This is a genomic window from Streptomyces sp. CNB091 (assembly GCF_000377965.1).
This window is the reverse complement of sequence record NZ_KB899007.1, coordinates 63,265-78,376: the sequence shown is the minus strand read 5'-3', so window position 1 is coordinate 78,376 and position 15,112 is coordinate 63,265. Positions and strand designations below refer to the sequence as shown.

Sequence of the window (15,112 nt, the reverse complement as noted above, 5' to 3'; positions counted from 1 at the left end):
GCACGGCGGGGCAGTCCCCTGTCCGGGCCCAGGGCCTGTCCGGGGCCCAGGGTCCCCGCGGGGGCGTCCCCCGTGGTCTCAACCGATGTCGGGCGGGTCGATCCTGATGCGCACCGGGTCGGTCGCCCCCTTGGCCATGCGGGCCGCGAGCGCCGTCTTCAGGGCGCGGGCGAGCGCCGCCCCCCGCCCCGGGACCACCCGGATCAGGGCCCGCTCCCAGGTCTCGCCCGGCGGGGCGTCCCCCGAGCGGCGGGGCCTGCCCGGCTCGGCCGACGAAATCGGCACCGGCCCCAGGATCTCGGCCTCCGGCGGCAGCCCGGCGGTCCGGAGGAACGCGGCCAGGGCCTCGGCGGGACCCGTCGCCGAGGCCATCCGGGAGACCGGCGGGAAGCCCAGCTCGGCCCGCTCCGCCAGCTCCCGCCGGGCGAATCCCGCCGGGTCCCAGCGGACCAGCGCCTGCACCGCGCGCTCCGTCGGCTCGGCCACGATCACCACCGTGCCGCCCTCGTCCTGGCCCCGCACCAGCGCCCCCGCGGCCGTCCACCGGCGCAGCGCCTCCTCCCCGGCCCGCAGATCGGGCCGGCCGAGCATCGCCCAGCCGTCCAGAAGCAGGGCCGCCGCGTAGCCGCCTTCGGCGACGGGCTCCGCGCCGGGCGTGCTGACGACGAGCGCCGGGGTGTCGGGCACCGCGTCCAGGATGTGGTCGCGCCCCGAGGTACGGACGGGCACGGCGGGGAAGGCCCGGCCCAGCTCCTCCGCCGTGCGGCGGGCGCCGACGATCTGGGCGCGCAGCCGGTTCGAGCCGCACTCCGCGCAGTGCCAGGCCCGCTCGGCCCGCCCGCACCACGCACAGTTGAGATCCTGCTGGTCCGGGGCCTGAAGGGGGCCCGCGCAGTGCCGGCAGCGGGCGGGCGTGCGGCAGCGTTCGCAGGCGAGGCGGGGGGCGTAACCCCGGCGGGGCACCTGGACCAGCACCGGACCGCTGCGCAGGCCGTCGCGCACGGCCCCCCAGGCGAGGCTGGGCAGCCGGGCGGTCCGGGCGGCCCCGTCCCGGGCCAGCTCGCCGTCCCCGACCGTACGGATGAGGGGCGCGGCGCGGCGCAGCCGCTCGCGGTCCGCGAGGAGCGGCAGCGCCCAGCCGCTCTCCACGAGCTGGGCGGCCTCGACCGTGCAGCTGGTCCCGCCGAGGAGGAAGCCGCAGCGGCCCTGTGCCGACCGCAGCTCCAGGACCTCGCGGACATGCGGGAAGGGGGCGTTGTCGTCGCTGTGGCTGGAGTCCCCGTCGTCCCAGACGACGACCAGGCCGAGGTCCTGGACGGGCGCGAACATGGCGGCCCTGGTCCCCACGACCGCCCGCACCGAGCCCCGGCGCACCGCGAGCCACTGCCGGTAGCGCTTCTCGGGGCCGGAGTCGGCGGTCAGCAGGGCATGCCGGCCGGAGCCGAGCGCCTCCGTCAGGGCCGTGTCGACCCGTCCGGCGGCCCGTCCGTCCGGGACGACGACGAGCGCGCCGCGCCCGGAGGAGAGCGTCGCGGCGACGGCCCCGGCGATCTCGGCGGGCCAGTGCGGGCCCGGCAGGGCGGTCCACACCGCGCGCGGAGCGCCCCCCTCGGCCAGCGCGCGCAGGAAGGCCGGGCCCTGGCCGTACCGCTCCCAGGTGCCCGGCTCCGGCGCGGGGGGCGGGGGCAGCGGGTCCGGCGAGGGCTTGGACTCGGCGCGGCCGTTGCGGGGCGGGACGGCGAGCTGGAGCACATCGGCGAGGCTGCCCGCGTACCGGTCGGCGACGGCGCGGCAGAGGGCGAGCAGGTCGGGCCCGAGGACCGGCTCCGGGGAGACCACGGAGGCGAGGGCGGCCAGCGCCCCCCGGTAGTCGGAGTCGGCGCGGCGCTCGACCACGAAGCCGTCGATCAGCCCGCCGCCCTCACGCCGCCCGCCCTGGATATTGCGTCCTCCCGCCCCGAACCGGACCCGCACCCGGACGCCCGGCTGCGCGTCGGCGTCCAGCTCCTCGGGGACCGCGTAGTCGAAGTACTGGTCGAGGTGGAGGACGCCCTTGTTGACCAGGACGCGGGCGACGGGCAGCTCCTCGGCGAGGGCCGCGCCGCGCCAGGTGCGCGGCTTGGCACGCGGGACCTTCGCCCGGCGCACGGTCTCCCGGATCAGCGCAAGCTGCTCCGGCGCCCCGGCACCGGGTTCGGCGGACTGCTCGTTCTCGCTGCTCACAGCTGAATTCCTACCAGAGTGCACTGACAGCGGCGGGGGCACGGCAGCGGGGCCCGGCCACCGCGTTCGGTGTCCGGGCCCCGCTGTCGTACTCGATGACGCCCGCCCCGCTGTCGTACGCGGGCGGTTTCGCTACAGACCGGCGGCGGCGCGCAGGGCGTCCACGCGGTCGGTGCGCTCCCAGGTGAAGTCGGGGAGCTCGCGGCCGAAGTGGCCGTAGGCGGCGGTCTGCGCGTAGATCGGGCGCAGCAGGTCGAGGTCGCGGATGATCGCGGCCGGGCGGAGGTCGAAGACCTCGCCGATCGCGTTCTCGATCTTCTCGGTGTCGACCGCGGCGGTGCCGAAGGTCTCGACGAAGAGACCGACGGGCTCGGCCTTGCCGATCGCGTAGGCGACCTGGACCTCGCAGCGCGCGGCGAGACCGGCGGCCACGACGTTCTTGGCGACCCAGCGCATCGCGTACGCGGCGGAGCGGTCGACCTTGGACGGGTCCTTGCCCGAGAAGGCGCCGCCACCGTGCCGGGCCATGCCGCCGTAGGTGTCGATGATGATCTTGCGGCCGGTCAGGCCGGCGTCGCCCATCGGGCCGCCGATCTCGAAGCGGCCGGTCGGGTTCACCAGCAGGCGGTAGCCCTCGGTGTCCAGCTTGATGCCGTCCTCGACGAGCTGTGCGAGGACGTGCTCGACGACGAACTCGCGGATGTCGGGCGCGAGCAGCGAGTCCAAGTCGATGTCGGAGGCGTGCTGCGAGGAGACGACCACCGTGTCCAGACGGACCGCCTTGTCACCGTCGTACTCGATGGTGACCTGGGTCTTGCCGTCGGGGCGCAGGTAGGGGATGGTCCCGTTCTTGCGCACCTCGGACAGCCGCCGGGAGAGGCGGTGCGCGACGTGGATCGGGAGCGGCATCAGCTCCGGGGTCTCGTCGCAGGCGTAGCCGAACATCAGGCCCTGGTCGCCCGCGCCCTGCTTGTCGAGCTCGTCGACCTCTCCACCCGCGGCGGCACCCCCGACCCGATTCTCGTACGCGGTGTCGACGCCCTGCGCGATGTCCGGCGACTGCGCGCCGATCGACACCGAGACGCCACAGGAAGCACCGTCGAAGCCCTTTTTGGAGGAGTCGTAACCGATCTCCAGAACCTTGTTGCGCACGAGGTTGGGGATGTCGGCGTAGGCCTTGGTGGTGACCTCGCCCGCGACATGCACCAGACCGGTGGTGATCAAGGTCTCGACGGCGACGCGCGAGGAGGGGTCCTCGCGCAGGAGCGCGTCGAGAATCGTGTCGCTGATCTGGTCAGCGATCTTGTCGGGGTGACCCTCGGTGACGGATTCCGAGGTGAAGAGACGGCGGGACACATCGCTCCCTGGGGTTGCAGCGGCTGCTGGCTGATCATGGGTGGCACGACCGAGAGCTGCGCTCGGCCCGTACCGTCGGCCAGTTTATCGGTCGCATCGGGCCAGCGGGGCAGGTGTCTCGCCCTTTGGGAGGTTCGTGACGTGCGCCACGCAGGGAGCCAGTAGGACAATCCACCCTTCCCGACCCATGTTTCAGGCCTTATAGGACGATTTCGCCCGCCCGGAGGGTTGACTGTGAATCGGCCGGAACCTGCCCGAAACCAGATCCCAGACCGTGTCGGCGAGCGCTTCCTTGGGGCCGTACGGCACCGGCGTCTCCTGGCCGTCGGCGGCGAGGACGACCGCTTCGTTCTCCTCGGCGCCGAAGGTCTTGCGTTCCCCCACCTCGTTGACCACGAGGAGGTCGCAGCCCTTGCGGCGGAGCTTCGCACGGCCGTTGACCAGGACGTCGTCGGTCTCGGCGGCGAATCCGACGACGATCTGATCCGGGCGGGCCCGCTCACCGGCGACCTCGGCGAGGATGTCGGGGTTACGGACCAGGGTGACGACCGGCGCCTCCTCGCCGTCCTTCTTCTTGATCTTGCCGGAGGCATACGCGGCGGGACGGAAGTCGGCCACCGCGGCCGCCATCACGATGACGTCCGCACCGGGGGCGGCCTTCAGCACGGCCTCGCGCAGCTGGACGGCCGTGCCGACGCGGAGGACATCGGCCCCGGCCGGGTCGGGCAGCCCGGTGTTGGCCTCGATCAGCGTGACCCGTGCCCCCCGGGCCACCGCGGTGCGCGCCAGCGCGTACCCCTGCTTGCCGGAGGAGCGGTTGCCCAGGAAGCGCACCGGGTCGAGCGGCTCGCGCGTGCCGCCGGCGCTGATCACCACATGGCGGCCCGCGAGGTCGGGCTCGGTGACCCCGCGCGCCAGCACCCGGCGGCAGACCTCGAAGATCTCGCCGGGGTCGGGGAGCCGGCCCTTGCCGGTGTCGACGCCGGTGAGCCGCCCGACGGCGGGCTCGATGACGACGGCTCCCCGGCGGCGCAGGGTGGCGACGTTCTCCTGGGTGGCCGGGTGCTCCCACATCTCGGTGTGCATCGCGGGGGCGAAGACCACCGGACAGCGGGCGGTCAGGAGCGTGTTGGTGAGCAGGTCGTCGGCGAGCCCGTGGGCGGCCTTGGCCAGCATGTCCGCGGTGGCCGGGGCGACCACCACGAGGTCGGCGCCCTGCCCGATCCGCACGTGCGGGACCTCGTGGACGTCCTGCCAGACCTCGTCGGAGACCGGGTGGCCGGAGAGCGCCGACCAGGTGGCGGCCCCCACGAAGTGCAGCGACGCGGCGGTCGGGACGACCCGTACGTCGTGGCCGGACTCGGTCAGCCGGCGCAGCAGCTCGCACGCCTTGTAGGCGGCGATGCCCCCGCTGACCCCCAGGACGACCTTCGGCTTGTCCACTGCGTCTCCCCGCACTCGGCAACGTAAGGCAACGTACGCGTCCCACACGTACGCCCCCCATGCTGCCTCACCGCCCGGACCGCGTTCATCCGGCCCCGGGCACGCCTCAGGCCCGGCGGACGGGCCGCCGGGCCTGAGGTGAGGTGCCGTGGTGCTCCTGCGTTACTGCGCGGGGCCCTCGATGGCCTCGGAGGTCAGCAGGCCCGCGTTGATCTCGCGGAGTGCGATCGAGAGCGGCTTCTCGTGCACGTGGGTGTCGACGAGCGGACCGACGTACTCCAGGAGGCCTTCACCGAGCTGCGAGTAGTACGCGTTGATCTGGCGGGCGCGCTTGGCCGCGTAGATCACCAGGCTGTACTTCGAGTCGGTGGCTTCGAGGAGCTCATCAATCGGCGGGTTGATGATGCCCTCGGGCGTGGTGATGGAAGAGGACACTCTCTGCCTTCCGAAGGGGATGTAGATCAAAGATCAGAACGATCCGAAACGATCGCGGAGATCTAGGCCTGAAGCATCAACGTTAGCAGCTCACGCGCGACGTCCTCGACGGAGGTGTTGACGAGCGTCGTATCGAACTCGGCCTCGGCGGCCAGTTCGATCTTCGCGGCGGCGAGCCGGCGCTCGATGACCTCGGGGGCCTCGGTGCCCCGGCCGGTGAGCCGGCGCACCAGCTCCTCCCAGCTCGGCGGGGCCAGGAAGACCAGACGCGCGTCGGACATCGACTGGCGGACCAGCCGGGCGCCCTGGAGGTCGATCTCCAGCAGGACCGGTTCGCCGGCCTCCAGTCGGTCGAGCACGGCGCGCCGGGGCGTGCCGTAGCGGTTGCCCGCGAACTCGGCCCACTCCAGCAGTTCACCGTTGGCGACGAGCTTGTCGAACTCCTCGTCGTCCACGAAGAAGTAGTGCACACCGTTGCGCTCCCCGGGGCGTGGCTTGCGTGTCGTCGCCGACACGGAGAGCCAGACCTCGGGGTGCACGGTGCGCATATGAGCGACGACCGTGCTCTTGCCGACCCCTGAGGGGCCGGAGAGCACGGTCAGCCGCGGACGTACGTCCGGGGGTACGGGGGACGTCCCCCGGGATGTTGCAGCCATGGGGCGATTATCCCCGTTCTCAGGAGTGCCTGAGAACGTCAGGCGGGGCTGCCGCCGAACTCACGCTCCAAGGACGCGATCTGATTGGAGCCAAGACCCCTGACCCGGCGGCTCTCGGAGATGCCGAGACGCTCCATGATCTGCTTGGCGCGGACCTTGCCGACGCCCGGCAGGGATTCGAGCAGTGCGGAGACCTTCATCTTCCCGATGACGTCGTTCTCCTGGCCCTGCTTGATGACCTCGTGGAGGGAAGCGCCGGAGTGCTTGAGTCGATTCTTGACCTCGGCCCGCTCCCGGCGAGCCGCGGCGGCCTTTTCGAGCGCGGCTGCGCGCTGTTCAGGGGTAAGGGGCGGAAGAGCCACGCCTACGTCACCTCGGATGTCGATCTGTCGGATACGGACCGGCGGGGAAGCTGGACGCCACCCACCAGGTGAGCGGAGAACACACTGTGCTCGGCCGCTCTCGACGGAGACTAGCGGCAAGGGCCGCTGTAGTCAGCGAGAACAGACGAAAAGTCCTGGTCAGCTGTGGCCGACCAGGATTTTCGCGACATATCGACCAGGTTTCTCGTCAGTATTTCGTCAACACGCTGTAAACGTGTCAGGGTCAGCTGCCGGATACGGCCCCGCGGACCTCGTCCGCGAACCGCTCGGCGGCTTCGCGCAGCCCGGACACGTCCGGGCCGTGGCGCAGCACGCCCCGGCTCACGCTGGGGACCACGTTGCCCACCGCGTCGCCGAACACCGCCGGAAGATCCGCCGGGGTCGCGCCCTGGGCGCCGATGCCGGGCGCGAGGAGCGGCCCGTTGATCGCCAGGTCGACCCCGGGGTCGCCGAGCGTCGCGCCGACCACCGCGCCGACCGAGCCGAGCGGGAGGGCCCCGGCGTTCTCGGCGGCCATGTGGTCGAGCATCAGCTGGGCGAGCGAGCGGCCGTCGGCCGCCGTGGCCCGCTGGACCTCGGCGCCCTCCGGGTTGGAGGTGAGGGCGAGGACGAAGACGCCCGCGCCGGAGACGGCGGCGGCGTCGAGGGCCGGGCGCAGCGAGCCGAAGCCCAGGTACGGGGAGAGCGTGACCGCGTCGGAGAAGAGCGGGGAGTCCTTGTCCAGATAGGTCGCCGCGTAGGCGCCCATGGTGGAGCCGATGTCGCCGCGCTTGGCGTCCATCAGGACGAGCGCCCCGGCGGCGCGTGCCTCCTCGACGGCCTTCTCCAGGACGGCGACGCCGCGCGAGCCGAAGCGCTCGAAGAACGCGGACTGCGGCTTGAGGACGGCGACCCGGTCGGCCAGCGCCTCCACGACGGTCCGGGTGAAGCGCTCCAGGCCGGCGATGTCGTCGTTCAGGCCCCAGGAGGTGAGCAGGGAGGCGTGCGGGTCGATGCCGACGCAGAGCGGCCCGCGGGTGTCCATGGCACGGCGCAGGCGGGCGCCGAAGGGTTCGGGCGTCACAGGGCGGCCTTCTTCCGGGTCTCGGCGCCGACGGCCTCGGCGAGGGTGGCGTACGGCGAGGCGGCGAGCCGGGCGGCGAGGCCCTTGTGGATCGCGCGGGCGTAGCAGGGACCTTCGTAGATGAAGGCGCTGTAGCCCTGGACGAGGGTGGCTCCGGCGAGGATGCGCTGCCAGGCGTCCTCGGCGTTCTCGACGCCCCCGACGCCCACCAGCGTGATCCGGTCCCCCACGCGGGCGTACAGGCGGCTCAGGACCTCCAGCGAGCGCTCCTTGAGGGGCGCGCCGGACAGTCCGCCGGTCTCCCCCACCAGTCCGGGGGCCGACTTCAGGCCCAGGCTCTCCCGGGCGATGGTGGTGTTGGTGGCGATGACGCCGTCCAGGCCCAGCTCCACGGCGAGGTCGGCGACGGCGTCGACGTCCTCGTCCGCGAGGTCCGGGGCGATCTTGACGAGCAGCGGGACGCGCCGGGTGGTGACGGTGCGGTCGGCGGCCTCGCGTACGGCGGTGAGCAGCGGGCGCAGCGACTCGGTGGCCTGGAGGTTGCGCAGGCCGGGGGTGTTGGGCGAGGAGACGTTGACGACCAGGTAGTCGGCGTGGCCGGCCAGCGCCTCGGTGGACTTCACGTAGTCGGCGGCGGCCTCGGCCTCCGGGACGGCCTTGGTCTTGCCGATGTTGACGCCGACCGTGGTGCGGAAGACGGGGTTGCGGGCGGCGAGGCGGGCGGCGACGGCGGCGGAGCCCTCGTTGTTGAAGCCCATGCGGTTGATCAGCGCGCGGTCCGCGACCAGCCGGAAGAGGCGCTTCTTGGGGTTGCCCGGCTGCGGTTCGCCGGTGACGGTGCCGATCTCGATGTGGTCGAAGCCGAGCATGGCCATGCCGTCGATCGCGACGGCGTTCTTGTCGAAGCCGGCGGCGAGGCCGAAGGGACCGTGCATCCGCAGGCCGAGGGCCTCGGTGCGCAGCTCCTTGTAGCGCGGGGCGAGGGCGGCGGCGACGAAGGTGCGCAGGAGGGGGGTCCGGGCGGCGAGGCGGATCCAGCGGAAGGCCGCGTAGTGGGCCTGCTCGGGATCCATCCGCTTGAAGACCAGCCGGAAGAAGAGCTCGTACATGAAGAGATGTCCTTGGTGCTCGGCGTGCTCGACAGGGCTCGCGAGGAGTCGAGAGGAGTCGACAGGGCTCACAGAGAGGGGGACACCGTTTGACGGTGTCCCCCTCTCCCGGCGGCTAGTCGCGCGCCGCGATCAAGTGTTCCGCGTGTTCCTGGAGGGAACGGACCCCGACGCCACCGTGGTTGAGGGCGTCGATGCCCTGGACGGCGGCGGCGAGCGCCTGGACCGTGGTCAGGCAGGGTACGGAGCGGGCGACGGCCGCGGTGCGGATCTCGTAGCCGTCGAGCCGGCCGCCGGTGCCGTACGGCGTGTTGACGATGAGGTCGACCTCGCCGGCGTGGATGAGCTGGACGATCGTCTTCTCGCCGTTCGGGCCGGTGCCCTCGGACTGCTTGCGCACGACGGTGGCGTTGATGCCGTTGCGCTTGAGGACCTCGGCCGTGCCGGAGGTGGCCATCAGCTCGAAGCCGTGGGCGACCAGCTCGCGGGCCGGGAAGATCATCGAGCGCTTGTCGCGGTTGGCGACCGAGATGAACGCGCGGCCCTTCGTGGGCAGCGGGCCGTAGGCGCCGGCCTGCGACTTGGCGTACGCCGTGCCGAAGACCGAGTCGATGCCCATGACCTCGCCGGTGGAGCGCATCTCCGGGCCGAGGACCGTGTCGACGCCCCGGCCGTGGATGTCGCGGAAGCGCGACCACGGCATCACGGCCTCCTTGACGGAGATCGGCGCGTCCAGCGGCAGGGTGCCGCCGTCGCCGGTCTTCGGCAGCAGGCCCTCCGCGCGCAGCTCGGCGATGGTCGCGCCCAGCGAGATACGGGCGGCGGCCTTGGCGAGCGGCACAGCGGTCGCCTTCGAGGTGAAGGGGACCGTGCGGGAGGCGCGCGGGTTGGCCTCCAGGACGTAGAGGATGTCGCCGGAGAGCGCGAACTGGATGTTGATCAGTCCGAGGACGCCGACGCCCTTGGCGATGGACTCGGTGGAGGCACGCAGCCGCTTGATGTCGAAGCCGCCGAGCGTGATCGGGGGCAGGGCGCAGGCCGAGTCGCCGGAGTGGATGCCGGCTTCCTCGATGTGCTCCATGACGCCGCCGAGGTACAGCTCGGTGCCGTCGTAGAGGGCGTCCACGTCGATCTCGATGGCGTCGTCGAGGAAGCGGTCGACCAGGACCGGCCGGGTGGGGCTGATCTCGGTGGACTCGGAGATGTACGAGGCGAGGCGCGTCTCGTCGTACACGATCTCCATGCCGCGCCCGCCGAGGACGTAGGAGGGGCGTACGAGGACGGGGTAGCCGATCTCGTCGGCGATGGCCTTGGCCTCGCCGAAGGTGGTGGCGGTGCCGTGCTTGGGCGCGGGCAGTCCGGCCTCGGCCAGGACCCGGCCGAAGGCGCCGCGGTCCTCGGCGGCGTGGATGGCCTCCGGGGAGGTGCCGACGACGGGCACGCCGTTGTCCTTGAGGGCCTGCGCGAGGCCGAGCGGGGTCTGGCCGCCGAGCTGCACGATGACACCGGCGATCGGGCCCGCCAGCGATTCGGCGTGCACGATCTCCAGGACGTCCTCCAGGGTGAGCGGCTCGAAGTAGAGCCGGTCGGAGGTGTCGTAGTCGGTGGAGACCGTCTCCGGGTTGCAGTTGACCATGACGGTCTCGTAGCCCGCGTCGCTCAGGGCGAAGGAGGCGTGCACACAGGAGTAGTCGAACTCGATGCCCTGGCCGATGCGGTTGGGGCCCGAGCCGAGGATGATCACGGCCGGCTTGGTGCGGCTCGCGACCTCGCTCTCCTCGTCGTAGGAGGAGTAGAAGTACGGCGTGTTCGCGGCGAACTCGGCGGCGCAGGTGTCGACCGTCTTGTAGACCGGGCGGATGCCGAGCGCGTGCCGGACCTCGCGGACGACGTCCTCGCGCAGCCCGCGGATCTCGCCGATCTGAGCGTCGGAGAAGCCGTGCCGCTTGGCCTCGGCGATCAGGTCGGCGTCCAGGCGGTCGGCGGAGGCCAGCTCGTCGGCGATCTCCTTGATCAGGAAGAGCTGGTCGACGAACCAGGGGTCGATCTTCGTGGCGTCGAAGACCTCCTCCTGGGTGGCTCCGGCCCGGATCGCCTGCATGACGGTGTTGATGCGGCCGTCGGTGGGGCGGACCGCCTCGGCCAGCAGCTCGGACTTGTCGCCGATGGGGCCGGTGAAGGCGAACTGCGAGCCCTTCTTCTCCAGGGAGCGCAGGGCCTTCTGGAGCGCCTCGGTGAAGTTCCGGCCGATCGCCATGGCCTCGCCCACCGACTTCATGGTGGTGGTGAGGGTGGAGTCGGCGGAGGGGAACTTCTCGAAGGCGAAGCGCGGGGCCTTCACGACGACGTAGTCGAGGGTCGGCTCGAAGGAGGCCGGCGTCTTCTCGGTGATGTCGTTGGGGATCTCGTCCAGGGTGTAGCCGACGGCCAGCTTGGCGGCGATCTTGGCGATCGGGAAGCCGGTGGCCTTGGAGGCGAGCGCCGAGGAGCGGGAGACGCGCGGGTTCATCTCGATGACGATGACCCGGCCGTCGGCGGGGTCGATGGCGAACTGGATGTTGCAGCCGCCGGTGTCGACGCCGACCTCGCGGATGATCGCGATGCCGACGTCGCGCAGCCGCTGGTACTCGCGGTCGGTGAGCGTCATCGAGGGGGCGACGGTGATGGAGTCGCCGGTGTGGACACCCATCGGGTCGAAGTTCTCGATGGAGCAGACGACTACTACGTTGTCGTGTCTGTCGCGCATCAGCTCCAGCTCGTACTCCTTCCAGCCGAGGATGGACTCCTCCAGGAGCACCTCGGTGGTCGGGGAGAGCGTGAGGCCCTGTCCGGCGATGCGGCGCAGCTCCTCCTCGTCGTGGGCGAAGCCGGAGCCGGCGCCGCCCATGGTGAAGGAGGGGCGGACGACGACGGGGTAGCCGCCGAGGGTGTCGACGCCGGCGATGACGTCGTCCATGGTGTGGCAGATGACGGAGCGGGCGGACTCGCCGTATCCGATCTTCTCCTTGACGGCCGCGACGACGCCCTTGAAGAGGTCGCGGTCCTCGCCCTTGTTGATCGCCTCGACGTTGGCGCCGATGAGCTCGACGCCGTACTTCTCCAGGACGCCGTTCTCGTGCATGGAGATCGCGGTGTTCAGCGCGGTCTGGCCGCCGAGGGTGGGCAGGAGCGCGTCGGGGCGCTCCTTGGCGATGATCTTCTCGACGAACTCGGGGGTGATCGGCTCGACGTAGGTGGCGTCGGCGATCTCCGGGTCGGTCATGATCGTGGCCGGGTTGGAGTTCACCAGGATGACGCGCAGGCCCTCGGCCTTGAGGACGCGGCAGGCCTGGGTGCCGGAGTAGTCGAACTCGGCGGCCTGGCCGATGACGATCGGACCGGAGCCGATGACCAGGACGGACTGGATATCGGAGCGCTTAGGCACGCTGGCCCTCCATCAGGGTGGTGAAACGGTCGAAGAGGTAAGCGGCGTCGTGCGGGCCCGCGGCCGCCTCGGGGTGGTACTGGACGCTGAAGGCGGGCCGGTCCAGGAGCTGGAGGCCCTCGACCACCTGGTCGTTGAGGCAGACGTGGGAGACCTCGGCGCGGCCGAACTCCGTGTCGGACACCTGGTCCAGCGGGGCGTCGACGGCGAAGCCGTGGTTGTGCGCGGTGACCTCGACCTTGCCGGTGGTGCGGTCCTGCACCGGCTGGTTGATGCCGCGGTGGCCGTACTTCAGCTTGTAGGTGCCGAAGCCGAGCGCGCGGCCGAGGATCTGGTTGCCGAAGCAGATGCCGAAGAGCGGCGTGGAGCGCTCCAGTACGCCGCGCATGAGGGCGACCGGGTGGTCGGCGGTGGACGGGTCGCCGGGGCCGTTGGAGAAGAAGACGCCGTCGGGGTTGACGGCGTACACCTCGTCCAGGGTGGCGGTGGCGGGCAGCACGTGCACCTCGATGCCGCGTTCGGCCATCCGGTGGGGGGTCATGCCCTTGATGCCGAGGTCGATCGCGGCGACGGTGAACTTCTTCGTGCCGATCGCGGGGACGACGTAGGCCTCCTTGGTGGCGACCTCGGCGGAGAGGTCGGCGCCCGCCATCTCGGGGGCCTGCTGGACCCGGGCCAGCAGCGCGGCCTCGTCGGCCAGCGCCTCGCCGGAGAAGATCCCGACGCGCATCGCGCCGCGCTCGCGCAGGTGGCGGGTGAGGGCGCGGGTGTCGACGCCGCTGATGCCGACGACGCCCTGCGCCTGAAGCTCCTCCTCCAGCGAGCGCTGGGAGCGCCAGTTGGAGGGCTTGCGGGCGGGGTCGCGGACGACGTAGCCGGAGACCCAGATGCGAGCGGACTCGGGGTCCTCGTCGTTCACGCCGGTGTTGCCGACGTGCGGGGACGTCATGACGACGACCTGGCGGTGGTACGAGGGGTCGGTCAGCGTTTCCTGGTAGCCGGTCATGCCGGTGGAGAACACCGCTTCGCCGAAGGTCTCCCCCACGGCCCCGTAGGCGCGGCCGCGGAAGGCGCGACCGTCCTCCAGGACGAGTACGGCGGGGGTCTGGTCCCCCCGGGTGGAGATCGTCATCGTGCGGTGCCTTCCGTAGTGGTGCTGGTGAGTTCCGTGGCGGCCGGTGCGCCGGTGAGCCGGCTGACGGCGTCGACCCAGGCCTGGTGCTCGGCGGCGTGGTCGGAGCGGAAGCCGGAGTCGATCAGAGTCTCGCCGTGCGCCCAGGTGATGATCAGCAGGCCGCCCTCGGGGAGGACCTTGCCCGCGAGCGCCTTGTCGAGGCGGGCCTCGCGCAGGGCGTCGGCCGGGATGAAGAAGCCGGCCGCCCCGGGGCGTACGACGTCGAGGCCGCGGGTGGTGAGCGTGAGCTCGGTGCGGCTGCGGGTGCCGAGGCCGTGCGCGACGATCCGGTCGAGCCACTGCCCGGCGGTGGTGGAGGCGTGGTAGCGCCCCTGAAGCGTCAGCAGCGTCTGGTCGTCGGCGAAGTCCTCGGGGGTGGCGGGGAGCTGCGGCAGGTCGGACTGGAGGCTGGCGCGCCACTTCCAGCCCTGGCGCATCAGCCAGTAGACGAGGGCGATGAAGACGAACAGGCCGATCACCCAGGCGATGCGGGCGGCCCAGTCCGTCACTTCCGCCGACTTCTGTTCGGCGGCCAGGTGGTACAGGGGGGTCAGAGTTGTCACGCGAGCTTCCCGTCGACGACCGTGGCACGGCCCCGCAGGAAGGTGTGGGTGACGCGGCCCGGCAGCTCACGGCCCTCGTAGGGGGTGTTGCGGCTGCGGGACGCGAAGCCCGCGGGGTCCACGGCTCCACGGTATGCCGGATCGACCAGAGTGAGGTTGGCGGGCTCACCCGCCGAGACGGGGCGGCCGTGTCCTTCGAGCCGGCCGATGGCCGCGGGGCGGAAGGACATGCGGTCCGCGACGCCCGCCCAGTCCATCAGGCCGGTGTCCACCATCGTCTGCTGGACGACCGGGAGCGCGGTCTCCAGGCCCACCATGCCCATGGCGGCCGCGGCCCACTCGCAGTCCTTGTCCTCGTGCGGGTGCGGGGCGTGGTCCGTGGCGACGCAGTCGATCGTGCCGTCGGCGAGCGCCTCGCGCAGGGCCAGGACGTCGGCCTCGGTGCGCAGCGGCGGGTTCACCTTGTAGACCGGGTTGTAGGTGCGGACCAGCTCGTCGGTGAGGAGGAGGTGGTGCGGGGTGACCTCGGCGGTGACGTTCCAGCCCTTGGACTTGGCCCAGCGGACGATCTCCACGGAGCCGGCCGTGGAGAGGTGGCAGATGTGGACACGGGACCCGACGTGGGCGGCGAGGAGGACGTCGCGGGCGATGATCGACTCCTCGGCGACGGCGGGCCAGCCGCCGAGCCCGAGTTCGGCGGAGACGATGCCCTCGTTCATCTGGGCGCCCTCGGTGAGGCGGGGCTCCTGGGCGTGCTGGGCGACGACGCCGTCGAAGGCCTTCACGTACTCCAGGGCGCGGCGCATGATCACCGCGTCGTCGACGCACTTGCCGTCGTCGGAGAAGACCTTCACCCCGGCGGCGGAGTCGTGCATCGCGCCGAGCTCGGCGAGCTGCTTGCCCTCCAGGCCGACGGTGACGGCGCCCACGGGCTGCACGTCGCAGTAGCCGGACTCCTTGCCGAGGCGCCAGACCTGCTCGACGACGCCGGCGGTGTCGGCGACGGGGAAGGTGTTGGCCATGGCGTGCACGGCGGTGAAGCCGCCGACGGCCGCGGCCTTGGTGCCGGTGAGGACGGTCTCGGAGTCCTCGCGGCCGGGCTCGCGCAGATGGGTGTGCAGGTCGACCAGGCCGGGCAGCAGGATCTGCCCCTCGGCCTCGATGACGGTGGCGCCGGCGGCGTCGAGGCCGGTGCCGACCTCGGTGACGGTCTCGCCGTCGATCAGGACGTCCCGGGGCTCGCCGCCGAGGATCCGCGCACCGCGGATAAGGATCTTGCTCAT

The 15,112-nt window shown here is 71.8% G+C and carries 12 protein-coding genes; all 12 read right to left on the bottom strand.

Annotated features, from left to right (window positions below; translation table 11 throughout):
- Positions 1 to 78: 78 nt before the first annotated feature.
- Positions 79 to 2,223: a primosomal protein N' gene (locus tag D581_RS0128440; RefSeq protein WP_018960543.1), complete on the bottom strand. Its 2,145-nt coding sequence runs from the start codon at positions 2,221 to 2,223 to the stop codon at positions 79 to 81.
- Positions 2,224 to 2,355: 132 nt separating this feature from the next.
- On the bottom strand, positions 2,356 to 3,579 hold the full coding sequence (gene metK, locus D581_RS0128435; protein WP_018960542.1) for a methionine adenosyltransferase: 1,224 nt from the start codon (positions 3,577 to 3,579) through the stop codon (positions 2,356 to 2,358).
- 192 nt (positions 3,580 to 3,771) lie between these two features.
- Positions 3,772 to 5,022, bottom strand: a complete 1,251-nt coding sequence (coaBC, locus tag D581_RS01000000137830; protein ID WP_018960541.1) for a bifunctional phosphopantothenoylcysteine decarboxylase/phosphopantothenate--cysteine ligase CoaBC — start codon at positions 5,020 to 5,022, stop codon at positions 3,772 to 3,774.
- A 162-nt stretch (positions 5,023 to 5,184) separates the two neighbouring features.
- Complete coding sequence (gene rpoZ, locus D581_RS0128425; protein ID WP_003970369.1) at positions 5,185 to 5,457, bottom strand: DNA-directed RNA polymerase subunit omega; 273 nt, start codon at positions 5,455 to 5,457, stop codon at positions 5,185 to 5,187.
- A 62-nt stretch (positions 5,458 to 5,519) separates the two neighbouring features.
- Positions 5,520 to 6,113 carry a guanylate kinase gene (gene gmk, locus D581_RS0128420; RefSeq protein WP_026290991.1) on the bottom strand — a complete coding sequence of 198 codons (594 nt, stop codon included), beginning with the start codon at positions 6,111 to 6,113 and terminating at the stop codon, positions 5,520 to 5,522.
- A gap of 38 nt (positions 6,114 to 6,151) precedes the next feature.
- Positions 6,152 to 6,475, bottom strand: a complete 324-nt coding sequence (locus D581_RS0128415) for an integration host factor (protein WP_003970367.1) — start codon at positions 6,473 to 6,475, stop codon at positions 6,152 to 6,154.
- Positions 6,476 to 6,719: 244 nt separating this feature from the next.
- Positions 6,720 to 7,559, bottom strand: coding sequence for an orotidine-5'-phosphate decarboxylase (pyrF, locus tag D581_RS0128410; RefSeq protein WP_018960539.1), 840 nt, complete (start codon positions 7,557 to 7,559; stop codon positions 6,720 to 6,722).
- Positions 7,556 to 8,668: a quinone-dependent dihydroorotate dehydrogenase gene (locus D581_RS0128405; protein WP_018960538.1), complete on the bottom strand. Its 1,113-nt coding sequence runs from the start codon at positions 8,666 to 8,668 to the stop codon at positions 7,556 to 7,558. Before D581_RS0128405 ends, pyrF begins: the two co-directional genes overlap by 4 nt.
- A gap of 115 nt (positions 8,669 to 8,783) precedes the next feature.
- Positions 8,784 to 12,092, bottom strand: a complete 3,309-nt coding sequence (gene carB / locus D581_RS0128400; RefSeq protein WP_018960537.1) for a carbamoyl-phosphate synthase large subunit — start codon at positions 12,090 to 12,092, stop codon at positions 8,784 to 8,786.
- Positions 12,085 to 13,224, bottom strand: a complete 1,140-nt coding sequence (gene carA / locus D581_RS0128395; RefSeq protein WP_018960536.1) for a glutamine-hydrolyzing carbamoyl-phosphate synthase small subunit — start codon at positions 13,222 to 13,224, stop codon at positions 12,085 to 12,087. The genes carB and carA overlap by 8 nt, the downstream gene beginning before the upstream one ends.
- Complete coding sequence (locus D581_RS0128390) at positions 13,221 to 13,829, bottom strand: PH-like domain-containing protein (protein ID WP_018960535.1); 609 nt, start codon at positions 13,827 to 13,829, stop codon at positions 13,221 to 13,223. The genes carA and D581_RS0128390 overlap by 4 nt, the downstream gene beginning before the upstream one ends.
- Positions 13,826 to 15,112 (bottom strand): dihydroorotase, encoded by a 1,287-nt coding sequence (locus D581_RS0128385; RefSeq protein WP_018960534.1) that lies wholly within the window; start codon positions 15,110 to 15,112, stop codon positions 13,826 to 13,828. Before D581_RS0128385 ends, D581_RS0128390 begins: the two co-directional genes overlap by 4 nt.

What these genes read in the sequence shown, in the direction of transcription:
- carA (WP_018960536.1), bottom strand. Translation starts at nt 13,224, where the DNA reads ATGACGATCTCCACCCGGGGGGACCAGACCCCCGCCGTACTCGTCCTG.
- D581_RS0128405 (WP_018960538.1), bottom strand. Translation starts at nt 8,668, where the DNA reads ATGTACGAGCTCTTCTTCCGGCTGGTCTTCAAGCGGATGGATCCCGAG.
- gmk (WP_026290991.1), bottom strand. Translation starts at nt 6,113, where the DNA reads ATGGCTGCAACATCCCGGGGGACGTCCCCCGTACCCCCGGACGTACGT.
- D581_RS0128385 (WP_018960534.1), bottom strand. Translation starts at nt 15,112, where the DNA reads ATGAGCAAGATCCTTATCCGCGGTGCGCGGATCCTCGGCGGCGAGCCC.